Below are 25,359 nucleotides of genomic sequence, written 5' to 3'. Positions count from 1 at the left end.
TCGGTCGCCGCCACTCCGCTGCGCAACGCCTGCGCGGCATCGTTTCAGGCGCCCGAGTCCTCGGTCTTGATGATTTCCGTCATGGTCACGCCCAGCCGGTCGTCGACGACGACGACCTCCCCGCGCGCGATCAGGCGGTTGTTGACGAAGATGTCGATGGCCTCGCCGACCTTGCGGTCCAGCTCCAGCACCGACCCCTTGTTCAGCTTCAACAACTGGGCCACCGACATATGCGACTTGCCCAGCACGGCCGAGATATTAACCGGCACGTCAAAGACCGTGGCCAGATCGGCGGCCGTCTTGTCGCCGGCGTCATCCACAGGCGGCAGGTCGGAATGGGCGGAGAATTCTTCCAGGGCCAGATCGTCGGACGCCATCAGAACATGCTCCTGTCGGTGGGAAGGGTTTCGGCGTGTCCGGCCTCGGCCGCCAGGGCCGCCGTCAGAGCCTCGGCCACGCGTTTGGCTGACATCTGCGGGTCGTGGTCGGCGCGACCGTCCGCCCATTCCAGCTGGAAGGCGGCGGGGTGCAGGCCGGGTTCGTCGCGGAAGGCGACCGCGCCGGTGAAGCCGCTGTCGGCGCAGGCCTGTTCGATCAGGCCGCGCGCGACCTCGTCCAGACCCGAGGCGCGAACCACCAGGCGGGGCGAGGCGTCGATCTCCTGCGCCAGCACCTCCAGCGCGGCCTTCAGCGGGGCCTCGGGGAACCGATCAAGGGCGGCGCCGGCGATGGCGCGGGCCGCCGCCAGGGCCAGGTCGGCCGACTGTTCACGGTGTGCCTGGGCCGCCGCCCGCAGCGTCGGCATCGCCGCGACCACCGCCTGGGCGATATTGGTCAGGGCCAGGGCGCGGATGTTTTCGACCTCGCTCAACGCCTGCTGACGCGCCTCCAGCCGCCCCTGCGCCACCAGGGCGTCCACCTCGGCGGGCAGATAGGCGCGCTTGGTCGGCGTCCAGGCGCTGGGGCGCACGACGGAGCCGTCCGCGTTGAACTCGGTGTCGAAGGCGAAAGGGCGGCGATCTGGGGCGGACGCGGTCATGTCAGTAGATCAATTCGTCCTCGGCGCCCTGACCGGCCAGCATGATGTCGCCCTTGGCCGCCAGGTCCTTGGCGACCTGGACCATGGCCATCTGGGCCGTGTCCACGTCCTTCAGGCGCACAGGGCCCATGGATTCCATGTCCTCGCGCATGATCTTTGAAGCGCGCTCGGACATGTTGGAGAAGAACATCTCGCGCAGGCCCTCCGAAGCGCCCTTCAGCGCTAGACCCAGTGAATCCTTGTCCACGCCGCGCAGCAGGGTCTGCACCCCGCCGGGATCCAGTTTGGACAGGTCCTCGAACACAAACATCAGGGCGCGGATACGCTCGGCCGACTCGCGATTGCGCTCTTCCAGGGCTCCGATAAACCGGGCCTCGGTCTGGCGGTCGAAACTGTTGAAGATGTCGGCCATCATCTCGTGGCTGTCGCGCTTGGAGGTGCGGGCCAGGTTCGACATGAACTCGGTGCGCAGCGTGGCCTCGATCTTGTCCAGGATTTCGCGCTGCACCGGCTCCATGCGCAGCATCCGCTGCACGCATTCCAGGGCGAAGTCCTCGGGCAGACTGGTCAGGACGCGCGCCGCATGGTCGGTGCGGACCTTGGACAGGATCACCGCCACGGTCTGGGGGTATTCGTTCTTCAGGTAGTTGGCGAGCACCGCCTCGTTCACATTGCCCAGCTTGTCCCACATGGTGCGACCGGCCGGACCGCGGATTTCCTCCATCAGCCCGTCGACGCGCTCCTTGGGCAGGAAGGCGCTGAGCAGGCGCTGCGTCTGCTCGTAGCTGCCCATGACCGAGCCTGAACCCGACAGGCCCGACACGAACTCGATCAACAGCGCCTCGACCGCCTCGGCCGTGACATTGCCCAGGGTCGCCATGGCCTGGGAGATTTCCTTGACCTCGTCGTCGTCCAGTCGCTCCCACAGGGCGGTGTGCTCCTCGCCCAGCGCCAGCAGGATGACGGCCGCCTTCTCGGGCCCCGTCAGCTTGTTTGGGTCCTCGACCGAAGCCTTCTTGTTGATAAGCTTGGCCATCAGCCTTCAGCCACCCAACTGCGAAGGATGCCGGCGGCGTCATCGGGATGCGATTGGACGAAATCCGCGACCTTCTTGACCGAGGAGGCCTTCACCTGCCCCTCGATGCGGGCGATGTCGATCTTCTGCTCCATTTCGCTGGGCGACGGCAGTTGAACCATTTGCGGCTGACCGTCCGGCCCGATGACCGTCGTCGTCACGGCCGTAACCGGCACGCCGGCCTGCGCCGTCAACGCCGGCAGGTTCGTTCCGCCCGCCGCCGTCTTCAGCAGCGGCCGCAAGACGAAGAAGATCAGCAGGACGCCGGTGATCAGCAGCACCAGCAGTTCGACGCCGCGCATGATGTCGTTCTTGGAGAAGTCGAACATCGACGAGGCGCCGTCCAGACCGCCGGCGATGCCGGTGTCGTGGTTGAAACGGACGTTGATGACCTCGATCTTGTCGCCCCGGCTTTCGTCGATTCCGGCGGCGGCGGCGACCAGCGACTTGATCTGATTGATCTCCTCAGCCGAGCGCGGGGCATAGGTCGCCTCGCCCTTGCCATCCTTGGCGGGCGTCCACTTGCCGTCCACGGCGACGGCGACAGCCAGCTTCCTGACCTCGCCCGGCTCCTTGGTCGTGGTCGTGGTGGTGTTGGAGATTTCGTAGTTGGTGGTCTCGGCGTTCTGGGCGTTGGTCGACCCGGCCGGACTGGTGGCCGGCGCGGCGCCGCCGGGGATGTTGTTGGTCGCCGTCACCCCGCCGTCGGGCTGGGCCGTTGTGTCGCTGGATTGGGAGCCGTTCGTTGTGGTCGAACGCACCACCTGACCGTCGGGATCGAACTTCTGCTCCTGGGTGGTCGAGCGGCTGTGATCGATGTCGGCCGTCACCTGGACGCGCGCGGCGCCCACGCCGACCACGCCCTCGACGATGTCCTTGATGCGCGACTGCAGCTGGGCCTCGGTATTGCCCTTGGCCTCCTCGGCCGAGGCTGAGGTGAAGCCGTCTTCGCCGCCCGCCGCCAGGGTGCGGTTGTTCTGGTCCGCCACGGTGACGCGGTCGGGCTTCAGGTTCGGCACGGACGAGGCCACCAGATTGCGGATCGCCCGCACCTGATCGCCGCTCAGATCGCGCCCGCCCACGCCCACCAGAACGGCGGCGGTCGGCTCTCCGGCGGCCGAGGTGAACATTTCGCGGCGGGGCATGGTGATGTGGACGCGGGCGGCGGTGATGCCGCGCATGGACATGATGGTGCGCGACAGCTCGCCCTGCAGCGCGCGCTGCTCGTTCAGCTGCTGCTGGAACTCGGTCTGGCCCAGGACCGACTGGTTGTCGAACAACTCGTAGCCGACCGAACCCGACGTGACCAACCCCTTGCCCGCGACCAGCATCCGGGCCGTGCCCACCTCGTCGCGATTGACCATGATGGTCGAGCCGTCGCCCTTGGACGAATATTTGATGTTGGCCTGATCCAGGGCGGCCGTGATCTCGCCGGCTTCGCGCAGGTCAAGGTTGGAATAGAGCAGCGCGTCGGGCGCCTGGCCCATGCGCAGCATGACGGCGACCAGCACGGCGGCCACGCCGGCGGCGACGCCGAGGACCGCCGCCAGGCGGCCAATCCCGAACTTCTGCAACGCCGCCGTAAAGCCGCCCACGCGATCCCGCCCCATACTCGCGGGAGATGCCTACGCCCCGCTAGGCAGAAAATGCCGCCTGGATGGTAAACGTCGCGTTAAGAGTGGGGGCGGGCGCGGTCAGGCCGCGCCTCCAGTTGAGGCAAAACCGCCGGCGCGCCGGACGGCAGGGGCGCCTTCGGATCGCGCATCCAGGCGGCGATGTCGCGATAGACGATCTCCGCATCCAGATCGCGGTCCAGCAGATGCCAGCTGTGCGGATACCACGCGGTCTGCAGCGTCCCGCCTTGCGCCTGGGCGCGCCGAAGGGCCGCGCGCATCTGGTCGCGCTTCACCACCTCGTCGTTGGCCCCGTACATCAGGATGGCGTCGCCGCGAATGCGGCCCAGGTTCTGCGCCGAGGTCTCCATCAGATCGACCAGGCCGTAGATGGTGTCGAACCGCGTCGCCAATATGCTGCGGGGGTCGCGGCCGTTTCGCACCAGTTCCAGCGTATTGGACGAGGCGTGGATTCCCCGGGTGATGAAGGACGGCGGCTCCAGCGCGACATCGCCCAGCGCCCGCGCGGCCAGGGTGATCGCGGCGCTGTTGAACACCCCTTGCGAAGACCAGCCCCAGACGCCGGGCGACAACAGCACCACTCGGTCCGCATCGGGCGGATTATCGGAAGCGAAGGCGGCGGCCGCGACCGAACCGCCCATGCTTTCGCCGACCACGGCGATGACGGCGCCGGGATAGCGGGCGCGGGCCATGGCCACGGCCTCGCGCACGTCATCGGTCATCCGCTGCTGGCCCGCCCAGACGCCCCGCCCCGGCGCGCCGCCGAAGCCGCGCTGGTCATAGGCCCAGGTCTCGATCCCCTGCTCGGCCCACCACGGTCCGGCCAGACGGAAGCTGGAGCCGTGATCGTTCATGCCGTGCAGAGCCACGATCACCGCCCAGGGCGCGCGGTCCTTCGGTCCCCATTGCAACAGCGGCAGGCTGGCGCCGTCGGACATGATCAGGGCCTTGTCCTCGACATGCGGTCCGACAAATCCCGGCGGCGGCGTCAGCGGCGGCTGGACATAGGGCGTGGCGCACGCAGACAGGGCCAGGGCGGCCGCCAGCGGGATCAGCCTGGAAACCCTCGACGCCATTCGACCCACGCCTCGCCTCACGAAAGAACCCGATCCCCGCGCTCGGCGGGACCAGCGAAAGTCAGAATCCCACGCACCCGTTCCCGCAGATAAGGCACGACCTCATCCTCAAACCACGGATTCTTTCTCAGCCATGCCGTATTGCGCCACGACGGATGCGGCAGGACCAGCAGATCCGGCGCATAGTCGCGCCATGCTCGCACCGTCTCGGTCATATTGCGTTTGACGCGGTCGCCCAGCGCCCAGGCCTGGGCATAGCCTCCGACCAGCAGGGTCAGCTCCATGCGCGGCAGGGCCTGCATCAACTGCGGCCGCCACAGATCCGCGCATCGCGTCGGCGGCGGATAGTCGCCGCCTTTCGGGGCCGTTCCCGGATAGCAGAAGGCCTGGGCCGCCACCCCGATGCGGTGGTCGGCGTAGAAGGTCGCGTAATCCACCCCCATCCAGTCGCGCAGCCGGTCGCCGGACGGATCGGTGAACGGCTGGCCGCTCTCATGCACCCGCCGCCCCGGCGCCTGGCCGCAGATCAGTAGCCGTGTCTCGGGAAACACCCGCACCACCGGGCGCGGGGTGTGCGCCAGCACGCCGGCGCAGGCGCGGCAGGCGCGGATGTCGGCCAGGATCTCGTCGAGATTTCCCATTACCCGCTCGTCCCCGCGAAGGCGGGGACCCCCATTTCCGAGCGGTTCGGCTTCGCCGATTTCAGCGATATCGATCCCAAACGCCATGCCTCATGAAAAGACTGGGTCCCCGCCTTCGCGGGGATGAGCGGGAAGTCTAGTCCTCAATCTCGTCGTTCGCCGCAGGCGGACGGCGGCTCAACGCCAGGGCGACCTCTTCCGGCGTGGCCTGACGCAGGCGCGTGACCCCCTTGAAGTCGTCGGGATCGACGGCCTTGCCCTTCTTGGTGATGGTCAGCTTGCCCTGGCGCATCAGGCCAAGGGCGGCGGCCCGCACCTTGGGCAGCATGCGTTGCCACTGTTCGGGCTGTAGCGCCTTGGCCACTTCTGCGGGCTCGATGCTCTTGCCCGGCTCCAGCGAGGCGATTTTATTCAGGATTGCGGTTTCGATCGGATCGCTCATTGCGCCTATATGCTGCACCGCACGCCCATAAGTAAGGCCCTGTCCGCATGCCGAAGAAAATCACCATCACCGAGGGCGAGTTCGCCGGCTGGCAGACCTATGATCTGCACGACACCTTCGACACCGTGGTCGGCCCGTTCTACGGCCGGCCTGACCCGGACGGGGACATGCGCTGCGCCTTCCGCGCCGAGCAGAAGCATATGAACGCCGGCGGCCGGATGCACGGCGGCTGTCTGATGACCTTCGCCGACATCGCCATGTTCCAGATCGCCTATCAGGAGATGGAGGGCGCCTCGGGCGTCACCGTGCAACTGGACTCCACCTTCATCGACGGCGGCTACGTGGGCGAGTTGATCGAGGCCACGGGTCAGGTGACCAAGGCGGGCAAGAGCCTGATCTTCGTGCGGGGTCAGATCAACACCGGCGAACGTCTGCTGATGACCTTCTCGGGCGTCATCCGAAAGTTCACGCCGCGCGGCTGAACCGGGTCGCGGCGGCCAGCACGAAGGCGAAGGCGGCCGCTGGCCACAACGCCGCCAGCCCCAGCCGTCCGAACGTCAGGGCGCCGACGACCGCCCCGCCGGTCAGGCCCAGCCACAGGATCACATACGGTCCGAACGCCCGGCGGTCGCCGCCCGTCGCGGCGGCGGCCAGGCTCTGGCCCAGCTTGACCAGCGTGCCGGTCATATAGGTCAGGCTGACGGCTACCTCGCCATTACGCAGAAAGACCGAATTCTCGGCGGCCATCGCCATGACCATCAGGCCGATGGCCACGGGCTTGTGGCCCATCCAGGCCGCCGCCGCCGCCAGCGTCAGCAGCACGCCCTCGAACGCCAGAACCCGGCTGCGCGACCGCCCCTCCTGCCCCCGCGCGATCAGGGCGCCGCAGAACGACCCCATGACGAACAGGATCAGAATGCCGGCCAAGCCCAGGGCCGCCGTCCATCGCCCCTCGGCCAGACTGGCGGCCAGGCGGGTGGAGTTGCCGCTCATGAAGGAGACGAACACCCCGCCCAGATGCAGGAAACCCAGACTGTCGACATAGCCGGCCAGCACCGCCAGCGACAGGGCCAGCGCCTGGTGCGGGGGCGCCAGGGCGCGCATGGTCGGTTCAGACCCCCGCCTTGGCCGCCGGACGCGCCCGGCAGGTTTCCAGCCAGCGCGCCAGATGCTCGAACTCGGACGGCGGGCTGTATTTGACCAGGCGCGCGAAATCCAGGCCGACCACGCCCACGATGTCGGCGATGGTGAACCGGTCCAGCGCCAGGAAGTCGCGTGTCGCCAGATGGGCGTCCAGCGTCTTCATGAACCGTTCGGCCGACAGGCGATTGTATTGCGCGATCTGCGGCGTCTGGGTCGCCTCAAGCGCGGCCAGCGCCGGATGGGTGTGGCGCACGTTCAGCATGATCGGCGTGGCCAGATAGAATTCGCATCGCCGCGTCCACATCTCGACTTCGGCCTGTTCCAGCGGATTGCGGCCGAACAGATTCGGCTCGGGGTGCAGCGCTTCCAGATAGCGGCAGATGGCGATGGATTCCGACAGGATCGTTCCATCGTCCAGCTCCAGCGCCGGCAGGTGGGGCACGCCCACGCGGTCGCGGAAGGCGGGCTTCTTGTGCTCGCCCGCCATGATGTCGATCTCGACCATCTCGACGTCAGAGACGCCCTTCTCGGCCATGACCCAACGAACCCGGCGCGGGTTCGGCGCACGGTTGGAGGTGTAGAGTTTCATGGGCGACTCTCATGGCCGATGACGACGAAGCGAAACGCTAGCGCCCGAACACCGCCGCGGGCAAGGCGCCCACGATGGCGGCGGTCATCAACGTGGCCAGGAAGCCCGCGAACAGACCTTTCCAGATCATGCTCAGAACCTCTTCGCGCCGCTCGGGCATCAGAACCGACAGACCCGTCACCGTGATGCCGACCGAGCCGATGTTGGCGAAGCCGCACAGGGCGTAGGTCATCAGCATCCGCGTCCGCTCGGTCATCTCGCCGGCCGGAACCTTGCCCAGGTCGATGAAGGCCACGAACTCGGTCAGGGTCAGCTTGACGCCAAGCAGCCAGCCGGCGACGTCGGCGTCCTTCCACTCCACCCCGATCAGCCAGGCGACGGGGGCGAAGATCCAGCCCAGCATCCGCTCGACCGTCAGCGGGGCGTCAAACACCACGAAGCCGCCCAGCATGACGTTGACCAAGGCCACGAAGGCCACGAAAACGATCAGCACCGCCGAGATGTTCAGCACGACCATCAGGCCGTCCGACGTGCCCTTGACGATGGCGTCGATGGCGCTGTCGTATTTCAGCGCCGAGTCATAGTCGGCGACCGCGCCGCCCATGCCTTCCTTCTCGGGAATGATGATCCGGGCCAGCAGCACCCCGGCCGGCGCCGAGACGATGGAGGCGACCAGAACGTGGCCCGCCGCATTGGGCAGCACCGGCGCCAGGATGGTCGCATAGGCCACCATCGTCGAACCGGCGACGGTGGCCAGGCCGACCACCATCATCAGGAAGATTTCCGACCGGGTCAGCTTGTCCAGATAGGCGCGAATGACGATGGGGCTTTCGATCATGCCCAGGAAGATGTTGGCCGCGACCGCCAGGGCAGAGGCGCCGCCCAGGCCCATCGTCTTCTGGAACAGAAAACCGAAGCCGAGCGTGATCCACTTCAGGATCTTCCAGTGCCACAAAAGGGCCGACAGGGCCGAGATCACCAGGATCAGCGGCAGAACCTGAAAGGCGAAGGTGAACAGCGCGCCCTGATTCTCCACGGCGTAGGGCTGATCCCCGCCCGCCAGATAGCCGAACACGAACTTGGTGCCCTCGGTCGTGGCGACCGCCAGCCCGTCCACCGCCCCCGTCACCGCCGCCAGCACGCCCTGCGACCCGGGAATGGCGAACAGCGCCAGCACCAGCCCCGCCTGAACCGCGATGGCCCCCAGGGTCAGCCGCCAGGGAAAGGCGCGCCGGTTCTCCGAGATCGCCCAGCAGACCGCGACGATGACGACCAGCCCCAGAAGGCTCTGGAGGTTCAGAAGGCTGAACATGAAAGACGATCCCCTATCCGGCGCGCCCGCCGGTCTTTCTTCGCTTCAAGGACAAAGTGACGCGGCTGGCAAGCGAAACGAAAAAGGGCGGCCCCTTAGGGGACCGCCCTCATCAGGCCATGGCGCCTGAGCCTACAGTTGGCCGCGCACCAGCTTGCCGTAGTGATCCATCAGGTCCAGCGACAGGGCGCCGGGGGTGAAGCGATACTCGCCCACCTCGGCGACCGGCGTCACCTCGACGGCCGTGCCCGTCAGGAAGCATTCCGAGAAGTCCGACAGTTCTTCCGGCAGGATGTTGCGCACCACGACCTCGACGCCCTTGGACTGGGCGATCTCGATGACGGTCTGGCGGGTGATGCCGTCCAGGATGTGGTCCACCTTGGGCGTGTGGAGGACGCCGTCCTTGACGAAGAAGACGTTGGCCCCGGTCGCCTCGGCGACATAGCCGCGCCAGTCCAGCATCAGGGCGTCGGCGAAGCCGTTACGCTCGGCCGTGTTCTTGGACATGGTGCAGATCATGTACAGGCCCGCCGCCTTGGCCGTCGTCGGCGCCGTCGCCGGATCGGGGCGACGCCACTTGGACCATTCCAGATTCAGACCGCGCGCCTTGACCTCGGGGTCGAAATAGCTGGGCCAGTCCCACACGGCGATGGCCAGATGGACCTTGTTGTTCAGGGCCGAAACGCTGGTCTGCTCCGCCCCCAGATAGGCGACGGGACGCACGTAGCAGTCGGTCAGACCGTTCTTGGCGCAGGTTTCGTTACACAGGGCGTCGATTTCGGCGACGCTGTAGGGTATCTCGAAATCGAGCAGGTTCGCGGACCGCTTCAGGCGCTCGGAATGCTGGGTGAGCTTGAAGATTTCGCCGCCATACATACGCTCTCCCTCGAATACCGACGAGCCATAGTGCAAGGCGTGGGTCAGAACGTGCGTTTTCGCTTCCCTCCAGGGGACGAAATCGCCATTCACCCAGATCCAGCCGTCACGATCGTCGAAAGGAACGAAGGCCATTGAAATACGTCTCCCGCGAAACTGACGGTCTTAGAGCCCCACGAATCGTTCAGGTCAACGCCCGGAGCGGGGGAAACGTCGCATGAGCATGACGGAATCGCGTCCGCACGGCCGCTCGGGCCCTATCGCCGGCCCCGGCGTCGGTCGCCATCTGCTGATTGTCGACGACGACGACCGCATTCGCGAGTTGCTGAAGGAATTCCTGGCGCGCGAGGGCTATCGCGTCACCGGCGCCGCCCACGCCGCCGCCGCCAAGCGGATGATGGAACTGATCGAGTTCGACCTGGTCGTGCTGGATGTCATGATGCCGGGCGAAAGCGGCCTGGACCTGACCTCCTGGGTCCGAAGCAAGGCCGAACTGTCCAAGACGCCGGTCCTGCTGCTGACCGCGCGCGGCGGCCCCGAGGACCGGATCGAGGGTCTGTCGCGCGGCGCTGACGACTATATGTCCAAGCCGTTCGAACCGCGCGAACTGGTGCTGCGCATCGACGCCATCCTGCGCCGCACGGGCGGCAAGCCGATCGGGCCCAAGGAAATCAAGCTGGGGGCCGCCGTCTTCGACATGGAGCGGCTGGAGCTGACCCGCGACGGCGCCCCCCAGCGCCTGACCGAGGCCGAGGCGCAACTGCTGAAGACCCTGGCGCTTCACGCCCACGCCCCGGTCGAGAGAATGAGCCTGTCGCCCGACACCGCCGACATCACCGGCCGCGCCGTGGACGTCCAGGTGACGCGCCTGCGCCGCAAGCTGGAGGTCGATCCCAAGAACCCCCGCTATCTGCAGACCGTGCGCGGCGTCGGCTATATGCTGGCCCCCGACTGAGGCGCCGCGCGACGCCATGCGGCTTCTGCCTGCCTATCTGTGGCCGCGGTTTCTGAAGCGGCGCCTGCCGACCTCGCTGTGGGGACGGTCGCTGCTGATCATCGTCCTGCCGGTGCTGGTCATGCAGATGGCGGTGACCTGGGTGTTCTTCGACGCCCACTGGCAGACCGTGACTGCACGCCTGTCCGAGGGCCTTGCCGGCGACATCGCCTGGGCGGTGCAGAGCTATGAGGACGATCCCACACAGGCCAATCTGGACAAGCTGGCCGACCGGGCCGAACGCTCCATGTCCTTGTCCATCGTGCTTCAGGAAGGCCGCACCCTGCCGACCGAGACGCGGCGCGGCCCCATCGGGGTGGTGGACCGGGTGCTGGACCGGGCGCTGCGTGCGCGTCTGGACCGCGCCTACTGGTTCGACACCACCCGCTATCCCGCCTATGTCGATATTCAGGTGCAGGAGCCGCAGGGCGTGCTTCGCATCATCGCCCCGCGCGAGCGGGCGGTGGCGACCCAGGCGCATATCTTCGTGCTGTGGCTGACCATCGCGACGGTGCTGCTGATGGGCGTGGCCATCCTGTTCATCCGCAATCAGGTCCGGGCCATCGAGCGGCTGGCCGATGCGGCCGAGGCCTTCGGGCGCGGCGAGACGGTGCCGCGTTTCAAGCCGCACGGCGCGCGCGAGGTCCGCGCCGCCGCCGTCGCCTTCATGGCCATGCGCGACCGCATCCAGCGCCATATCGACCAGCGCACCGTCCTGCTCGCCTCCGTCAGCCATGACCTGAGGACGCCTCTGACCCGTCTGCGTCTCGAACTGGCGCTGGCCCCGCCGTTCAAGCGGCAGGCCGCCATGCGTGGCGATCTGGACGAGATGGAGCATATGATCGACGAATACTTGGACTTCGCGCGCGGCGAGGCGGGCGAGCCGCCAAGGCCCATTTCCATCTCCGACGTGCTGAAGGCGGCGGCCGAGGACGCCAGACGCGCCGGCGCCGTGGTCGATGTGGTCGTGCCCGAGGGCATGACCGCCTCCTTGCGCCCCCTGGCGTTCAAACGCGCCCTTGTGAACCTGGCCGGCAACGCCGCCTCGCATGGCGAGCACGTCCGGCTGTCGGCGCGCGCCTTGGCTTCGGGGGGGCTGGAGGTCGTGGTCGAGGACGACGGCCCCGGCATTCCCGAGGCCATGTACGACGAGGCCTTCCGGCCCTTCTCGCGACTGGACGAATCGCGCAATCAGAACCGCAAGGGCGTCGGCCTGGGGCTGGCCATCGCCCGCGATGTGGCGCGCGCCCATGGCGGCGACGTCACCCTGGACCGCAGCGATCTGGGGGGGTTGAAGGCGATCGTGCGCGTGCCCGGCGCCGTCTCCATCGTCGAAAGCGTCTGAGCCGCGCGGATTTGCTGAGCCCGCCCCTAGCGGAACCGGGTGTTCGGGATCATCTTAGGCGGGACAGGGCCAGGAGATCACAACTGATGCGTAAACTCGCCTTCTTCGCACCGCTGGCGGCCACCCTCGCTGTCGCCGCCATCGCCCAGGCGCAAGTCCCCGCCCCGACCGTCAACGTCACGGTCGGCCCCGAGCTTCGGCGCGAGGTCGACAAACTGGGCGACCGCGACGTCAACGAACAGATCGCCGGCCTCCAGTCCCAGGTCGGCAAGGCCCTGGCCCAGCGCTATCCCGGCGCGACCGCCAACCTGGTGCTGGTCGATCTGAAGCCCAACCGCCCGACCATCGAACAGGTTCGCCGTTCACCCGGCCTCGACCCGATCCGCAGCGTCTCCATCGGGGGCGCGGCGATCAAGGGCGAGATCGTCCTGGCGGATGGTCAGACGCGGCCGGTCGACTACTCTTATTTCACGCCTGATCTGCGCGACGTCTGGGGCTACAGCGTCTGGCGCGACGCCGATCGCGCCTTCGAGCGTTTCGGCGACCAGATCGAGCGCGGCCGCTTCTGAGGCGGTTGGCCTAGGCGCCCATTTCACGGTTGCGGTGCACCGCCGCCGCGACCGTGTCGTCCAGCATCGTCTGCAACCGACCGTCCCGATCCAGGGCGTCCAGACCAGCGCGCGTCGAACCGCCGGGCGAGGCGATACGGCCGATCAGGGCGTCCAGCGCGTCGTCGCCCATCGAATCCGCCGCCGAGCGCAGGGTGGCGCGCGCCAGGATGTCGGCGGTCGCCGCGTCCAATCCCGCCGCCTGCCCCGCCCGCGCCAGCGCCTCGGTGAAGGCGTAGAAATAGGCCGCGCCTGATCCGGCCACGGCAGTCGCCGCGTCCATCAGGGCCTCGTCCTTCAGGACGACCGTTTCGGCCATCGCCGCAAACAGATCGCGTCCCAGCGCCTCCGCACCCGGGTCGGCTGACCAGACAGACGCCACGCCGCGCCCCCGCGACACGCCCGTCGTCGGCATGACCCGCACGATGGGCCAACCGCCGATCCCCTCCGCCAGGCTGGGCCCCGTGACGCCCGCCATCACCGACAGGATCACCGCCTGATCGTTCAGGAAAGGGGCCAGCGGGGCCATGACCTCACGCCACTTCGCCGGCTTGACCGCCAGCACCACGACCCGCGCGTGCCTCAGGGCTTCCAGCGGCGGATTGATCCGTGCGCCCCTGACGCGGGCCGCCTCGCTGGCCGGCTTTTCCGAGGGGCTGAGAACGATCAAATCCTGGGCCGCGACCGTCTCGGTCAGCAGCCAGCCTTCCAGGATGGCCGATCCCAACCGGCCGCATCCGACCAGAACGACAGGTCCCGGAACGCCCATCAGGCGGTGCCGACGGTCTCGAACAGGCAGGCATCGATGGCCTCCTGCGGCTTCTTGTTGCCGCGCACCATGAAGTCGAACGCCGGATAATAGCGGTCCGACGCCTCGATGGCCGCGTCGATCATCGAGGCCGCCTGGGCCAGCGTCGGGCGTTCGCCCATCGGCAGGGCCAGGGAGTGGCGGAAGACGATCTCGCCGTCCTCGGCCCAGACCTCGAAATGGCCCATCCAGGTGCGCTGGTTGATCAGGCCGACCAGTTCATAGGCCGCCGTCTTGCGGCTCTTGGCCACCTTCAGGTCCAGCGCGCAACACAGCTGAAGGCAGTCGCCTTCGGGACGCCAGGCGAACCACAGCTCGTAATCCTTCCAGTCGCCGGCCAGGGCGAAGGCCAGGTCGCCGTCGTCGGTGCGGTCGAACGGCAGGTTCTCGGCCGTCAGGACATGCTCGACGACCTCAAGCGGGTCGAACGGCACGTCCGTTTCCTCTGGCCGGGCGATATCCATCAATAGTCTCGATTCGAGCTGCGTCCGCGAGAATCGCGGGCGTTAACAGAACGGTAAGCCTGTTCGCAGATTCGGCTCAACCGCCTGCGTCCCCGGGTTGAGTTCCATCTGTGGACGTTCCCTCGACAGGCTTGCCGGGGGTCTTCAGCGCCGCGATCTCGGCGCGCAGGGCGGCGATCTCGTCCTTCAGCACATCGAACTCGTCGCGTCGGACCAGGTCCATCTCGGCGGCGATCCGGTCGGCCTGGGCGCGCCAGGCGGTCTTGGCCTCTTCCCCCGCCGCCTGGGCCAGGCCCATGGCGCCCGTGGTCAGCTTGGCGAACTCATCCAGGATGGGATTTCGGGTCTGCATGGCGGCCTCCGACCTTGACGTCGTTAACGAAGGTTCACCGACTATGGTGAACGAAACCTTTCTTTCTGCTGCTTCGGGTCCGCCATCAAGGCGTCGTGATACGTCTTCACAGGCGACGGATGCGGCGGCGCTTGCTAGACCGCCTTCAGAGACCGTCCATCACAGGAACGCCCCTTGCCCTTTCCCGAATTCGATCCGGTCCTGATCCACCTGGGACCGCTGCCGATCCGCTGGTACGCCTTGGCCTATGTCGCCGGCATCGTGCTGGGCTGGTGGTATGCGGCGCGTCTGGCGAAGACGCAGCGGCTGTGGGCGCCCGGCAAGGCCCCGATCACCCCCAGTCAGTTGGACGACCTGGTGCTGTGGATCGTGCTGGGCATCATCCTGGGCGGTCGACTGGGCTACGCCCTGTTCTACAAGCCCGTCATGTACGGCCAGTTGTTCACCGGCCAGACGCTGGGCGAACGGTTCGAGCTGTTCCAGCTGTGGACCGGCGGCATGAGCTTCCATGGCGGCTTCCTGGGCGTCAGCCTGGCCATCGTCCTGTTCGCCCGCGCCCAGAAGATCGACATGCTGCGCTTGGGCGATCTGGTCGCGCCGGTCGTGCCGATCGGTCTGATGTTCGGGCGGCTGGCCAACTTCATCAATGGCGAACTCTGGGGCCGCGAAACGACCGTCCCCTGGGCCATCCGCTTCTGCAACGCCCGCATCGAACAGATGTACGGCTTCTGCCCCGCCGGAAACGCGCCGCGTCATCCCAGCCAGCTCTATGAGGCGGGGCTTGAGGGCGTCGTCCTGTTCTCGGTGCTGTCCATCGCGATCTGGAAGTTCGATCTGCTGAAGAAGCCGGGCTATATCACCGGCCTGTTCCTGATCGGCTACGGCGTCTGCCGCGCGGCGCTGGAGAATGTGCGCGAGCCGGACTTCGGCATGCCGAACTTCCCGCTGGGCCTGACGATGGGAATGATGCTTTCGATCCCGATGATCCTGGTCGGCGCCTGGCTGGTCTGGCGCGCCTGGAAGCGTCCGCCGGCCGCCGCCGAGGCATGAGCCAGCCTGAAACCCTGAAGACCCGTCTGGCGCGCGAGATCGCCCTGACGGGTCCGATGACGGTCGCCGACTACGTCACCCGCTGCCTGCACGATCCCAAGGGCGGCTACTACGCCTCGCGCCCCGCCCTGGGCGAAGGCGGCGACTTCATCACCGCCCCCCTCATCAGCCAGATGTTCGGCGAATTGATCGGCCTGTGGGTGGTCGAGACCTGGAACCGGCTGGGCGCGCCCGAGCGGTTCCGGCTGGTCGAGGTCGGCCCCGGCGACGGCACGTTGATGACCGACGCGCTGAGAGCGATCGGGGGCGCCGCCCGTCTTGCGCCCGGCTTCCTGGAGGCCTGCGACCTGATCCTGATCGAGCCCAGCGGCCCTCTGCGCGATCTGCAGGCCAGGGCCCTGGCCGGCGCGGACCTGTCGCCACGTTGGGTGCGCGACCTGACGCGGATCGAAACCGACGTCCCCGTGATCGTGATCGCCAACGAGGTGCTGGACTGCATGCCCGCCCGCCAGTTCGTGCGCACCGAAAACGGCTGGGCCGAGCGTCGCATCGGCGTCGACGACCAGAACGCACTGATCTTCGGCCTGACGGCAATCACCAGCGGCTTCAGGAAGCCGGCCTTCGACGTGCCACCCGGCGGCGTGATCGAGATTTCGGACCAGCAGGCGATCTTCGGCCGCGACCTGGGTTCGCTGATGAAGGCCGCATCAGGGGCCGCCCTCTTGATCGACTACGGCCGCGCCCGACCCGAGGCGGGCGATACGCTTCAGGCCCTGTATCGTCACCAGAAGGTCGACCCCCTGGCGGACCCCGGCGCGGCGGACCTGACGCAATGGGCCGATTTCCCCGCAGTGCTGGAGGCCGCCGTACGCACAGGTGCCGACGTGACGGGCTGCCTGCCACAGGGCGAGTTCTTGCGGCGCCTGGGCGTTCATCCGCGCGCCGAGGCGTTGAAGGCCGCCCGTCCCGCGGCCGCGCCGGTGATCGACCGCCAGCTTCATCGCCTGACCGCCGACGACCAGATGGGCGCACTGTTCAAGGCCGCCGCCATCTTCGCACCCCGCACCCTGGTCGTGCCGGGCTGGGACGTCTGATACAAGGGCCAGCATGACCGACCTGGCCCCCGTCACCCACCCGCTGCTGGCCGCCGCCGGCATCGCCCACGGCTTCTTCACGCGCGAAGGCGGCGTCTCGACCGGCCTCTACGCTGGGCTGAACGCGGGCATAGGCTCAAAGGACGACCCGGCTTGCGTCACCGAAAACCGCCGCCGTGTCGCCGCCCATTTCGGCGCCGAACCGGGCCATCTGAACGGCTGCTATCAGATCCACTCCGCCGTCGCTCGCGTGGCGGAAACGCCCTGGAATGGAGACCGGCCCGAGGGCGACGCCGTCGTTTCAGCCGAACCGGGCCTGCTGTGTTCCGTCCTGACCGCCGACTGCGCCCCGATCCTGATGGCCGATCCCGAGACCCGGATCGTCGCCGCTGTCCATGCCGGATGGAAGGGCGCCCTGAGCGGCGTCGTCCATTCCGCCGTATCGGCCATGCAGGCCCTGGGCGCAGAGCCCCGCCGCATTCTAGCCGTCGTCGGCCCGTGCATCGCCCCCGCCAGCTATGAGGTCGGGGTCGATTTCGAGGACCGGTTCGTCCACCACGACCCCGGCAGCGTCCGTTTCTTCCGGCCAGGCGAAATCGACGACAAGCGCCAGTTCGATCTACCAGGCTTCGTCCTGTGGCGGCTGCAGCAGGCCGGCGTCGGCCAGGCCGTCTGGACCGGCCACGACACCTGTGCCGACGCACAGCGCTTCTTCTCCAACCGTCGCGCCTTCCAGCATGGCGAGGCGGACTTCGGCCGGTTGATCAGCGTAATCGGCGCCTGATCCCGGACGTCGCACTTCTACCGGGTCGTCATCCCAGATCCTGCGCGCAGGACGACGACTTAAGGACAGGTGGCCCGCCGCTTCAGTGGCGAAAGGCGTAGTCGCGCCTGTCAGCCCGCCTGCGCCAACTCCGGCACGCGGGTCACTTCACGCCACGCGTGGGGCGCGGCCAGAAGCGCGCGAACCAGCTTGTTGTTCAACGCATGCCCGGCCTTGTAACCTTCGTAACGACCCAGCAGCGGCGCACCCAGAACATACAGGTCGCCGATGGCGTCCAGCGCCTTGTGACGCACGAACTCGCGCTCCATACGCAGGCCGCCAGGGTTCAGGATGTCGTCGCCGTCGATGACCACGGCGTTCTCCAGCGAGCCGCCGCGCGCCAGGCCTGCCTTGCGCAATGCCTCGACCTCATGGGCGAAGCCAAAGGTGCGGCACGCCATGATCTCGCGCCGGAACGTCGCCTCGTCCACGACGAAGTCTATGACCTGGTTGCCGATCACCTTGGACGGAAAATCGATTTCGAACCGCATCTCGAAACGGTCGCACGGCATCAGGGCGGCGTGCTTGTCGCCCTCGACCACATGGACCGTTTCCAGGATTTCGATGTAGCGCTGCGGCTGCGGCTGCGGACGGAAGCCCGCCCGGTCCAGCAGCTTGACGAACTCCAGCGCCGAACCGTCCAGAATCGGCAGCTCCGGCCCGTCCACCTCGACCACGGCGTTCGACACGCCCAGGGCCGAGAAGGCGGCCATCAGATGTTCGATGGTCGACAGGCGCACGTCGTCGCCATTGGCGATCATCGTGTTCAGGCGCGCATCCACAACCGCTTCGCCCGAAACCGGGATGCGGTTGTCGCGATCGGTGATGTCGGTGCGCACGAAGACGATACCCGCGCCCGATGGCGCAGGCCGCACCGCCAGCCGCACCCGACGGCCCGTGTGCACCCCCACGCCGGCGATGATGGCCGGCGCGACGATGGTGCGTTCGTAATGGTCGTTCCTGACCGACAAACCCAAACTCGCTTCTCTCAATGCGTCCGCACCTCGTGCGGATTACGCCCCGTCGTTCGTGTAACGGGCGCGTCGCAACGACAAAACCAAAGTCCGGTTTCGGATTGTTTCGCTCTGACACAGCTCAATTGTCGCCCCCGTGAAACGCCGAACGCCCCGTGGCCCATGGCCTCGGGGCGTCCTGGTCGACCCTGGGTTCAGGATCGCGGCGTCTTAGTTCGCCAACCGACGGAGAAAGGATGGGATTTCCAGGTCGTCATCGGCCTGTCCCGCCTCCGGTTCCGGCTGCTGCGCGGCCTGGACGGAACCGCGTGTCTGTTGGCCGTGCTGGGGTGCATAACCCATGTCGGCCTGAGGTTGGGTCCGCTTGCCACGGCCGAACAGGCTCCAACCGCTGCGGCGATGATCGCGGTCGTCGTAATTCTCTTCGGCCTGCGGCTGAGACGCCGTCCGCTCACCGTACAGATCGCCCGGGGGCGCGCGGCGCGCAGCGGGCGCGCGGGTTTCATATTCCTCGACCCACGGATCGACGATGGGATCCAGGGTGCGCGGCTGCGGTTCGGCGACGCGGATCACCGGCTCGGGGCGCGGTTCCGGTTCGCGAGCGGGCGGGGCCTGAAAGGTCGGCACGACCGGCGCTGGCTCGATACGCGGTTCGGGCGCGCGGGGCGCCTCGGCGCGGACCGGCTCGCGATAGGTTTCACGCGTCGGTTCGGGCGCACGCGAGGTTTGCGTCCCATAATGACCGCCGGCGGCGCGACGGGCGTCGTGGTTGGCCAAGGGCGCGGCCCCGGGAGCCTGCGGCGCGATCGGTTCGATGCGACGCACCTCGCCCTCGTCCATGCCGGTGGCGACCACGGAGACGCGGATCTTGCCGTCCAGGGCCGGATCGAAGGCGGCGCCGAAGATGATGTTGGCGTCGCCGTCCACTTCCGCGCTGATCGCGTTCGCGGCCTCGTCCACCTCCAACAGGGTCATGTCCAGACCACCGGTGATGTTGACCAGAACAGCCTTGGCGCCCTTCAGGCTGGTTTCGTCCAGAAGGGGGTTGGCGATGGCGTTCTGAGCCGCCAGCAGCGCCCGGTCGTCGCCCGAGGCCTCGCCCGTACCCATCATCGCCTTGCCCATCTCGGACATGACGGCGCGCACGTCGGCAAAGTCCAGGTTGATCAGGCCGGGCAGGATCATAAGGTCGGTGATCGAGCGGACGCCCGAATGCAGCACCTGGTCGGCCATGCCGAAGGCGTCGGCGAAGGTGGTGCGCTCGTTGGCGACGCGGAACAGGTTCTGGTTTGGAATGACGATCAGGGTGTCGACATAGCGTTGCAGCTCGGCGACGCCCGCGTCGGCCAGGCGCATCCGGTGACGGCCTTCGAAGGTGAAGGGCTTGGTCACGACGCCCACAGTCAGGATGCCGCGATCACGCGCGCATTTGGCGATGACGGGCGCGGCGCCCGTGCCGGTCCCGCCGCCCATGCCGCAGGTGATGAACACCATATGGGCGCCTTCGAGGTGCTGATGGATCTCGTCGGCGGATTCCTCGGCGGCGTTCATGCCGACTTCGGGGTGGGCGCCGGCGCCCAGGCCTTGGGTGATTGTCTCGCCCAGTTGAATGCGGCGATCCGTCTTGGCGAAGCTGAGGTGTTGCGCGTCCGTATTGGCGACGACGAACTCGACGCCCTCCAGACCAGCGTCGATCATGTTGTTCACGGCGTTGCCGCCGGCGCCGCCGACGCCGAACACGACGATGCGGGGCTTCAGTTCAGTGTGTTGCGGCTTGACCAATGAGAGCGACATTTTCGTGTTTCCGACCTGCTGACCCGCCCCTTCCAACCAACCGACCGCCCCGCCGAATCGCTTTGGTTATGAGCGCGTTAAGGATTGCGCCCACGAAGGTTAAGAGAAGGTTACAGCGATAATGTGAGTCGGCGGTTACGCCATCCCCATCCAAAAGCTTGGCCGCAGTTTTCCTTGTACATAAAAACAAAGGGCGGCCCCGGAGGACCGCCCTTTCCTGATCGTCTTCCAGCCGACTTACCAGGGACGGTAGTTCAGGCTCACGTTAAAGCGACGTCCGTATGGATCGAAGTTTGAGTACAATGTATTCCCCAACCACGGAGCCGGCTCTTCTGCAAAGATATTCGTGACCTTTGCACGCACCGTCACTTCATCATTCACGTTGTATCGCACGCCGAAATCATTACGGATGAAGTTTCCGGTGCGAAGATATTCGATCGGGCGGTCATCAATGTTCGAGATTTGAGTACGATACTGATAAATATCCTGCGAAGTTTGGAAGTCCGTCGTCCAGGTCAAGGCAAGAGCGTCGTTTGGCATCCATGTGAGCGTGTTTGCAAAGCGTACGCGGGGGTACGAACCACCGGTCTGCAGGGTGCTCGCATATTCCGTGAAGTCATCCGGATTTGCGATGTTGTTGAACTGCTTCTGCTCAATCAGCCACGATCCCTGCAACGAGTTCGTGAAGGTGCCCAGATTCCAACTAAAGGCTTCCCGCGTGTCGATTGTGTAATTAGCCGTGAAATCGACTCCACGCGCTGTTCGTTTGGCGTAGTTGATAGCACCCTGAATGAAACCACCAAATGGACCGCCCGATCCGACCTTGAATGCTTCCGAACGATCAATGTTGTTGCCCGGATTGGCGACCGGGGTGTTCTCACGGAAGATTGTCGAGCACGCTCCGGCGTTCAGCGATGACCCGTTCACACAAACGTTCGCCGCAGTTTGAGCAGTTACGGAAGCGATAACGTTCGAAATTTCGATCTCGTAATAGTCCAACACTACGCTCAACCGAGGAGCGAAGCGAGGCTGGAAGACCGTCGAAAAGGTGAACGATTCCGACTCTTCTGGCTGGAGGAACGGGTTACCGCCGTTCACACCAGGAATACCGCTGGTGTAAAGTGGAGTGTAATCATCATCCCTGGTCTCGGTCGCTCCTGCGAAATCGTACGTCAGGTTCTTGGCCGCTGCCAAGGCCGTGCAGTTTGCTATGCGATTTGTCCGATACTCCGAGTTGGAAGCATTGTTGATCGATGAAGTGGAGCAGGGATCGGTAAAGTTGTTCGCAAACGTCTGGGTGTAAGGCGAATAAAGCTCACCAAGGTTTGGAACACGTACCGACGTGTTAAAGCTGGTCTTGAACGAAATGTCTCGAACGGGGCGATAGACCAAGTTCACCCCATAGACGTCGACGTTTCCAACATTGGTGTAATCGGAATAACGATAGGATCCGCTGAGCTCCGCGTATTCACCCAGGATGCTGTCACGGAACAGCGGCAACGAAACTTCCGAGAAGAACTCTTTGCTCTCATAGGAAGCGGGCGCGAAATCCGGGCCAGTGTTCAAGAATAACTGGCGATCACCGGTGTCCGCACTGCGCCCGATCCCTTGCGTAAATTCTTTACGCCATTCGGCACCGATGGCTACACCGATCGGCCCTGCCCCCCAGAAGTCCCAGAACTGACCGGAGAGCGAGCCAACGGCGTCTTGCTGTTCATTACGTTGGCGGACGTTCACAGACGCGTCAACGTAGTTGAGGGCGTCAGCGCTTTGGTTGCCTTTGCCGAAAATATTGAGTGGCACGCACTCATTGATGGCCGCCCGGCCTTCTGCCCGCGCGCGGACGTCGCCGTAAGTACCCGCTGTTTGCCCTGCCCGGTTGGAATAGTCACGAATTCCGCCAGCGCCCGTCTGTGCATTGGTCAAAGCGGGGTTTTGCGCATTCAGCAACTTGACCCGGCAGACCACCTCGCCGGCTCGGCCGTTAACGAGACCAAGCGTGTCAACTACTGAATCTGCAGCGAACACCAAGCGCTGCACATCGACGCCGCGCTCGTTGTTCAGGTTATCCATTCGACCATAGGTATAGCCGAGATCCCACGAAACGTTCTTTACGAAGCCAATATCGCCGTGATCTCCCTTAAATCCAATGACATAGCGCTGCAATTCGCGCTCGTTCGTCTGATCGCGGTTGGGACCAAACATTGTGTGGCGTGCCCACGGCGCGGCCGTGGCGGCTAGCGCTTGGCCCGAAGCATTCAAGGTAGGGGCACCATAGTTTGTCACAGTGTTCGCCGCAATCGCCGCCTTCAACGTAGCAGGTATGAATGCGTTGTCGGACACCCGCAGGCCGTGGCTCTGGTTGCTGGGCGCGCCACCTGACAGATAGGTGACGGGCGCAGCCCCGGCACCATAGATCGAATCGCTCAGATAGAAGTCAAAGAATGTCGGCTGCCCGACAGCATACGTATCCTCTCGCGTGTATTTTGCCTCTGCATAGGCAGAAATCTGATTGGTCACCTTGAAATTGGAACCGACCTGGAAGCGGTAGGCGTCCGTTCGCGGTAGACGATCATCCTGGCTGAATGTGCCGATCGGCTCCCCATCTCCGCCGATGTTCAATGGACGATTCGACCCCGTGTTGCCTATCCGCTGACCGAAGTTAGCCAAACGCGCCGTCGTGCCGTCAAACCACCATGTCTTGGACGGATCGACGCTGTAGCACGCCGCTGCCGTAACGCCGGTGCAGTTGGCCTGAGGAACGTTGGGGTTGGTCGTCGGGCTGGGTTGCTGCGCATTCGCCAACGTTGTGGAACCCCACCGCGGGCGGTCCAAGCGGTACAGACCGGAGAACAGCATGTTATCGTAAACGCCGTCGATCGCAGGGCCAATAGATGCGGTGATCGGGTCCGCATCAACGCCGACCAGCGCCGTGCCGCGAGCGATCCACTTGAGGTCCATGCTGTCGACCTGCGGGATACGCTCATATTCGCCGAAGCCATAAACATTTAGGCGGTCGTCGAAGAAATTCTGACCGATCAAGGCCGAGATGCGATACTGGTCGTTCCGGCCTTTTTCCGTGATCCTTGCATAGCTGGAGTCGATTTCGAGCCCTTCGAAATCCTTGCGAAGCTGGAAGTTCACAACGCCTGCAACGGCGTCAGCGCCATAAATCGAGGACGCGCCTCCCGTAATGATCTCGATGTTTTGGATCAGGAGACGCGGAATCGTATTGACCGACACGCTCAGCGTGCCTTGCTGTGAGCCTACATGACGACGACCGTCAACCAGGGTAAGGGTCCGCGAGTTTCCAAGGGCGCGCAGGTTGGCGATCGCTAGGCCGCCAGCATTGAGGGTAGATCCCGTGTTATCCGACGGAACCTGCGAGTTCGAAAGCGCGGGAATCTGCGCCAGATAGTCGATGACTGTATTCTGACCCGCGCTCAAAAGCTCTTCTCGCGCCACCTGAATTAGAGGAGTTGGCGCGGTGGTCGGATCGCGACGTATACGTGACCCCGTGACGACGATCTCGTCAACTTGGGTAGCGCTCGAAGGTTCGGCATTTTGAGTCTGAGCCGATGCTGGAGCCGACAAGGCCACAATCCCCGCCAGGATCGTCGTCCCAAATAAATAGTTACGCTTCAGCTTCATCATGGATAGCCCCCACTAAATTTAAACTTAACCGGTCGAGTCGTAACGTCTCTACGGCTTAGACTCCTTCCCTAGCGAATTATGGCGTTCAGGCAACCATTGTGTCTCAAATCGGGCCGCCTCAAGTCATTTATGTTACAGCCAAGACACAGTTATTTTGGCGGCAGGCGGATTGCAACTGTTAGGAAGTGAGGAGGCGCTGAAAGGGGGACGCTCAACCCGCACACTCCGATGTCCTACAGATTATCCCGCAACCATCCCGCCACCCGGCCCACAACGTTGCCGCGATGAACACGTGGCGCATCCGCAGCTGTGATCTGCCTGGCCATCAGCTTCCTTGCTGATACGGCTTCACGCGGGCCGTAGGCGGCGCGGAGCAGAACGCCGGCGGTGGCGCAGAAGGCGGGGCCGGAGGCGGCGTCGGCCAGGTGGGGGGCGCGTTGCGGCTTGCCCAGGCGGACGGGACGGTCGAAGACGCGGACGGCCAGTTCGCGCACGCCGTTCAGTTGGCTGGCGCCGCCGGTCAGGACCAGGCCCGCGCCCGGCTCTAGGCCCAAGCCCGCGGTTTTCAGCCGGTCGCGGAGCAGTTCCAGGGTTTCCTCGACGCGCGGGGCGATCACGGTCTTCAGCATGGCGCGCGGTACGATGACGGGGCCGGCGGAGGCGTCTTCGCCACGCGGCGGAGCCTCCAGCATTTCACGGTCTTCGTTGGCGCTGGCCATGGCCGAGCCGTGCAGGGTCTTCAGACGCTCGGCCCCGACCTTGGACGTCGACAGGCCGCGCGCGATGTCGGAAGTGACGTGGTCGCCGCCGACGTTCAGGCTTTCGATATGCAACAGCGAACGCCCGCCCCAGACGGCGGCGCTGGTCGATCCGCCGCCCATGTCGATACAGACGGCGCCCAGGTCCATCTCGTCCTCTTCCAGCGCGGCCAGCGAGGAGACGACGGGCGCTGCGGCGACGCCCTGCAGGTCCAGATGCGCCAGCTCCAGGCAATGGCTCAGGGTCGTGAAGACGTTCTCGGCCATCGACACCACCAGCAGGTCCAGCCCCAGCGAGCCGCCGCGCATCGAGCGTGGATCATGAACGCCGCGCGCGCCGTCGACCGACCAGCCGATGGGCAGGACGTGGATCGGGCGACGGTTGGGCAGGCGGATCTGGGCCAGGGCCATGCCGATGGCGCGCGCCAGATCGGCGTCTCCCACCGGATTGGCGCCCAGCGACACACGGGCCTGGACACGGTGGCTGGCCATCTGACCGATGGCGGTGGTGACGACGACGCCGGAGACCGGGCTTTGGGCCGCGCGTTCGGCGCGTTCGACGGCGTGGCCGATGGCCTGGGCGGCCTCGTCCATATTGATGATGGCCCCGCCCTTCACGCCCTTGGACTGGACGTGGCTGGCGCCGGCGACACGGATGGTGCGGTCGGCGTGACGCACGCCGTCAGGCTTCATGATGAAACACGAGACCTTGGACTGGCCGATGTCCAGGGCGGCGATCACGGGCGCGCGGCCGGCGCGGGGGTCCAGACCCCGACCCTGATCATTGGCTGCGCGCGGCTTTCCCGACATCTGG

Annotated in this window: 25 protein-coding genes; 7 read left to right on the top strand and 18 right to left on the bottom strand. The window is 65.8% G+C overall.

What is annotated here, in order from left to right; genetic code table 11:
- Positions 1-44: 44 nt before the first annotated feature.
- The 7 genes from fliN to P0Y50_09200 all read right to left on the bottom strand — a co-directional run bounded on the left by fliN (position 45) and on the right by P0Y50_09200 (position 5,907).
- Positions 45-377, bottom strand: a complete 333-nt coding sequence (fliN, locus tag P0Y50_09230) for a flagellar motor switch protein FliN (protein ID WEK38734.1) — start codon at positions 375-377, stop codon at positions 45-47.
- A complete protein-coding gene (locus P0Y50_09225) occupies positions 377-1,039 on the bottom strand; it encodes a flagellar assembly protein FlbE (GenBank protein WEK38733.1) in 663 nt (220 codons plus the stop codon). The genes fliN and P0Y50_09225 overlap by 1 nt, the downstream gene beginning before the upstream one ends.
- 1 nt (position 1,040) lies before the next feature.
- Positions 1,041-2,075 (bottom strand): flagellar motor switch protein FliG, encoded by a 1,035-nt coding sequence (gene fliG, locus P0Y50_09220; GenBank protein WEK38732.1) that lies wholly within the window; start codon positions 2,073-2,075, stop codon positions 1,041-1,043.
- Entirely contained in the window at positions 2,075-3,724 is a 1,650-nt protein-coding gene (gene fliF, locus P0Y50_09215; protein ID WEK38731.1) for a flagellar basal-body MS-ring/collar protein FliF, read from the bottom strand. Before fliF ends, fliG begins: the two co-directional genes overlap by 1 nt.
- A 62-nt stretch (positions 3,725-3,786) precedes the next feature.
- Positions 3,787-4,824: an alpha/beta fold hydrolase gene (locus P0Y50_09210; protein WEK38730.1), complete on the bottom strand. Its 1,038-nt coding sequence runs from the start codon at positions 4,822-4,824 to the stop codon at positions 3,787-3,789.
- 17 nt (positions 4,825-4,841) lie between these two features.
- Entirely contained in the window at positions 4,842-5,465 is a 624-nt protein-coding gene (locus P0Y50_09205) for a uracil-DNA glycosylase family protein (GenBank protein ID WEK38729.1), read from the bottom strand.
- Positions 5,466-5,601: 136 nt separating this feature from the next.
- Entirely contained in the window at positions 5,602-5,907 is a 306-nt protein-coding gene (locus P0Y50_09200) for a DUF3253 domain-containing protein (GenBank protein WEK38728.1), read from the bottom strand.
- Positions 5,908-5,954: 47 nt separating this feature from the next.
- Here P0Y50_09200 and P0Y50_09195 point away from each other — a divergent pair, with 47 nt between their 5' ends.
- The gene (locus P0Y50_09195) at positions 5,955-6,389 is read left to right on the top strand and encodes a PaaI family thioesterase (GenBank protein ID WEK38727.1); all 435 of its coding nucleotides are present in this window, start codon (positions 5,955-5,957) and stop codon (positions 6,387-6,389) included.
- On the opposite strand, the gene P0Y50_09190 is transcribed toward P0Y50_09195, so the two are convergent.
- The 4 genes from P0Y50_09190 to P0Y50_09175 all read right to left on the bottom strand — a co-directional run bounded on the left by P0Y50_09190 (position 6,373) and on the right by P0Y50_09175 (position 9,962).
- On the bottom strand, positions 6,373-7,011 hold the full coding sequence (locus P0Y50_09190; protein ID WEK38726.1) for a YoaK family protein: 639 nt from the start codon (positions 7,009-7,011) through the stop codon (positions 6,373-6,375). The genes P0Y50_09195 and P0Y50_09190 overlap by 17 nt on opposite strands.
- Positions 7,012-7,018: 7 nt before the next feature.
- A complete protein-coding gene (locus P0Y50_09185) occupies positions 7,019-7,639 on the bottom strand; it encodes a glutathione S-transferase (GenBank protein ID WEK38725.1) in 621 nt (206 codons plus the stop codon).
- Positions 7,640-7,676: 37 nt separating this feature from the next.
- Positions 7,677-8,951: a nucleoside transporter C-terminal domain-containing protein gene (locus P0Y50_09180; protein ID WEK38724.1), complete on the bottom strand. Its 1,275-nt coding sequence runs from the start codon at positions 8,949-8,951 to the stop codon at positions 7,677-7,679.
- Positions 8,952-9,083: 132 nt separating this feature from the next.
- Positions 9,084-9,962: a branched-chain amino acid aminotransferase gene (locus P0Y50_09175; protein WEK38723.1), complete on the bottom strand. Its 879-nt coding sequence runs from the start codon at positions 9,960-9,962 to the stop codon at positions 9,084-9,086.
- Positions 9,963-10,050: 88 nt separating this feature from the next.
- Here P0Y50_09175 and P0Y50_09170 point away from each other — a divergent pair, with 88 nt between their 5' ends.
- From P0Y50_09170 to P0Y50_09160, 3 genes are all read left to right on the top strand, one after another.
- Positions 10,051-10,782, top strand: a complete 732-nt coding sequence (locus P0Y50_09170; GenBank protein WEK41554.1) for a response regulator transcription factor — start codon at positions 10,051-10,053, stop codon at positions 10,780-10,782.
- A gap of 16 nt (positions 10,783-10,798) precedes the next feature.
- On the top strand, positions 10,799-12,166 hold the full coding sequence (locus P0Y50_09165) for an ATP-binding protein (protein WEK38722.1): 1,368 nt from the start codon (positions 10,799-10,801) through the stop codon (positions 12,164-12,166).
- 86 nt (positions 12,167-12,252) lie between these two features.
- Positions 12,253-12,735, top strand: a complete 483-nt coding sequence (locus tag P0Y50_09160; GenBank protein WEK38721.1) for a hypothetical protein — start codon at positions 12,253-12,255, stop codon at positions 12,733-12,735.
- Between the two features lie 10 nt (positions 12,736-12,745).
- Here P0Y50_09160 and P0Y50_09155 read toward each other — a convergent pair whose 3' ends face one another.
- The 3 genes from P0Y50_09155 to P0Y50_09145 all read right to left on the bottom strand — a co-directional run bounded on the left by P0Y50_09155 (position 12,746) and on the right by P0Y50_09145 (position 14,398).
- On the bottom strand, positions 12,746-13,543 hold the full coding sequence (locus P0Y50_09155; GenBank protein WEK38720.1) for a pyrroline-5-carboxylate reductase dimerization domain-containing protein: 798 nt from the start codon (positions 13,541-13,543) through the stop codon (positions 12,746-12,748).
- The gene (locus P0Y50_09150) at positions 13,543-14,046 is read right to left on the bottom strand and encodes a YbjN domain-containing protein (GenBank protein WEK38719.1); all 504 of its coding nucleotides are present in this window, start codon (positions 14,044-14,046) and stop codon (positions 13,543-13,545) included. The genes P0Y50_09155 and P0Y50_09150 overlap by 1 nt, the downstream gene beginning before the upstream one ends.
- 76 nt (positions 14,047-14,122) lie before the next feature.
- Entirely contained in the window at positions 14,123-14,398 is a 276-nt protein-coding gene (locus P0Y50_09145; GenBank protein WEK38718.1) for an accessory factor UbiK family protein, read from the bottom strand.
- A 174-nt stretch (positions 14,399-14,572) separates the two neighbouring features.
- On the opposite strand from P0Y50_09145, the gene lgt reads away from it, so the two are divergent.
- The 3 genes from lgt to pgeF are packed head-to-tail and all read left to right on the top strand — an operon-like array spanning position 14,573 to position 17,326.
- On the top strand, positions 14,573-15,448 hold the full coding sequence (gene lgt / locus P0Y50_09140; GenBank protein WEK38717.1) for a prolipoprotein diacylglyceryl transferase: 876 nt from the start codon (positions 14,573-14,575) through the stop codon (positions 15,446-15,448).
- Positions 15,445-16,542, top strand: a complete 1,098-nt coding sequence (locus P0Y50_09135) for an SAM-dependent methyltransferase (protein WEK38716.1) — start codon at positions 15,445-15,447, stop codon at positions 16,540-16,542. The genes lgt and P0Y50_09135 overlap by 4 nt, the downstream gene beginning before the upstream one ends.
- A 13-nt stretch (positions 16,543-16,555) precedes the next feature.
- Positions 16,556-17,326, top strand: coding sequence for a peptidoglycan editing factor PgeF (gene pgeF, locus P0Y50_09130; protein ID WEK38715.1), 771 nt, complete (start codon positions 16,556-16,558; stop codon positions 17,324-17,326).
- A 110-nt stretch (positions 17,327-17,436) separates the two neighbouring features.
- On the opposite strand, the gene lpxC is transcribed toward pgeF, so the two are convergent.
- The 4 genes from lpxC to ftsA form a co-directional block, all read right to left on the bottom strand.
- Complete coding sequence (gene lpxC / locus P0Y50_09125) at positions 17,437-18,336, bottom strand: UDP-3-O-acyl-N-acetylglucosamine deacetylase (GenBank protein WEK41553.1); 900 nt, start codon at positions 18,334-18,336, stop codon at positions 17,437-17,439.
- Between the two features lie 213 nt (positions 18,337-18,549).
- Positions 18,550-20,133, bottom strand: a complete 1,584-nt coding sequence (gene ftsZ, locus P0Y50_09120) for a cell division protein FtsZ (GenBank protein WEK38714.1) — start codon at positions 20,131-20,133, stop codon at positions 18,550-18,552.
- Between the two features lie 237 nt (positions 20,134-20,370).
- On the bottom strand, positions 20,371-23,787 hold the full coding sequence (locus tag P0Y50_09115) for a TonB-dependent receptor (GenBank protein ID WEK38713.1): 3,417 nt from the start codon (positions 23,785-23,787) through the stop codon (positions 20,371-20,373).
- Between the two features lie 233 nt (positions 23,788-24,020).
- The gene (gene ftsA, locus P0Y50_09110) at positions 24,021-25,355 is read right to left on the bottom strand and encodes a cell division protein FtsA (GenBank protein WEK38712.1); all 1,335 of its coding nucleotides are present in this window, start codon (positions 25,353-25,355) and stop codon (positions 24,021-24,023) included.
- Between the last annotated feature and the right edge of the window lie 4 nt (positions 25,356-25,359).

This window comes from Candidatus Brevundimonas colombiensis, assembly GCA_029202665.1.
Lineage (GTDB): Bacteria > Pseudomonadota > Alphaproteobacteria > Caulobacterales > Caulobacteraceae > Brevundimonas > Brevundimonas colombiensis.
The sequence above is the reverse complement of the archived record's forward strand: the minus strand, read 5'-3'. Positions and strand labels throughout refer to the sequence as shown.

What these genes read in the sequence shown, in the direction of transcription:
- fliN (WEK38734.1), bottom strand. Translation starts at nt 377, where the DNA reads ATGGCGTCCGACGATCTGGCCCTGGAAGAATTCTCCGCCCATTCCGAC.
- P0Y50_09225 (WEK38733.1), bottom strand. Translation starts at nt 1,039, where the DNA reads ATGACCGCGTCCGCCCCAGATCGCCGCCCTTTCGCCTTCGACACCGAG.
- fliG (WEK38732.1), bottom strand. Translation starts at nt 2,075, where the DNA reads ATGGCCAAGCTTATCAACAAGAAGGCTTCGGTCGAGGACCCAAACAAG.
- fliF (WEK38731.1), bottom strand. Translation starts at nt 3,724, where the DNA reads ATGGGGCGGGATCGCGTGGGCGGCTTTACGGCGGCGTTGCAGAAGTTC.
- P0Y50_09210 (WEK38730.1), bottom strand. Translation starts at nt 4,824, where the DNA reads ATGGCGTCGAGGGTTTCCAGGCTGATCCCGCTGGCGGCCGCCCTGGCC.
- P0Y50_09205 (WEK38729.1), bottom strand. Translation starts at nt 5,465, where the DNA reads ATGGGAAATCTCGACGAGATCCTGGCCGACATCCGCGCCTGCCGCGCC.
- P0Y50_09200 (WEK38728.1), bottom strand. Translation starts at nt 5,907, where the DNA reads ATGAGCGATCCGATCGAAACCGCAATCCTGAATAAAATCGCCTCGCTG.
- P0Y50_09195 (WEK38727.1), top strand. Translation starts at nt 5,955, where the DNA reads ATGCCGAAGAAAATCACCATCACCGAGGGCGAGTTCGCCGGCTGGCAG.
- P0Y50_09190 (WEK38726.1), bottom strand. Translation starts at nt 7,011, where the DNA reads ATGCGCGCCCTGGCGCCCCCGCACCAGGCGCTGGCCCTGTCGCTGGCG.
- P0Y50_09185 (WEK38725.1), bottom strand. Translation starts at nt 7,639, where the DNA reads ATGAAACTCTACACCTCCAACCGTGCGCCGAACCCGCGCCGGGTTCGT.
- P0Y50_09180 (WEK38724.1), bottom strand. Translation starts at nt 8,951, where the DNA reads ATGTTCAGCCTTCTGAACCTCCAGAGCCTTCTGGGGCTGGTCGTCATC.
- P0Y50_09175 (WEK38723.1), bottom strand. Translation starts at nt 9,962, where the DNA reads ATGGCCTTCGTTCCTTTCGACGATCGTGACGGCTGGATCTGGGTGAAT.
- P0Y50_09170 (WEK41554.1), top strand. Translation starts at nt 10,051, where the DNA reads ATGACGGAATCGCGTCCGCACGGCCGCTCGGGCCCTATCGCCGGCCCC.
- P0Y50_09165 (WEK38722.1), top strand. Translation starts at nt 10,799, where the DNA reads ATGCGGCTTCTGCCTGCCTATCTGTGGCCGCGGTTTCTGAAGCGGCGC.
- P0Y50_09160 (WEK38721.1), top strand. Translation starts at nt 12,253, where the DNA reads ATGCGTAAACTCGCCTTCTTCGCACCGCTGGCGGCCACCCTCGCTGTC.
- P0Y50_09155 (WEK38720.1), bottom strand. Translation starts at nt 13,543, where the DNA reads ATGGGCGTTCCGGGACCTGTCGTTCTGGTCGGATGCGGCCGGTTGGGA.
- P0Y50_09150 (WEK38719.1), bottom strand. Translation starts at nt 14,046, where the DNA reads ATGGATATCGCCCGGCCAGAGGAAACGGACGTGCCGTTCGACCCGCTT.
- P0Y50_09145 (WEK38718.1), bottom strand. Translation starts at nt 14,398, where the DNA reads ATGCAGACCCGAAATCCCATCCTGGATGAGTTCGCCAAGCTGACCACG.
- P0Y50_09135 (WEK38716.1), top strand. Translation starts at nt 15,445, where the DNA reads ATGAGCCAGCCTGAAACCCTGAAGACCCGTCTGGCGCGCGAGATCGCC.
- pgeF (WEK38715.1), top strand. Translation starts at nt 16,556, where the DNA reads ATGACCGACCTGGCCCCCGTCACCCACCCGCTGCTGGCCGCCGCCGGC.
- ftsZ (WEK38714.1), bottom strand. Translation starts at nt 20,133, where the DNA reads ATGTCGCTCTCATTGGTCAAGCCGCAACACACTGAACTGAAGCCCCGC.
- P0Y50_09115 (WEK38713.1), bottom strand. Translation starts at nt 23,787, where the DNA reads ATGATGAAGCTGAAGCGTAACTATTTATTTGGGACGACGATCCTGGCG.
- ftsA (WEK38712.1), bottom strand. Translation starts at nt 25,355, where the DNA reads ATGTCGGGAAAGCCGCGCGCAGCCAATGATCAGGGTCGGGGTCTGGAC.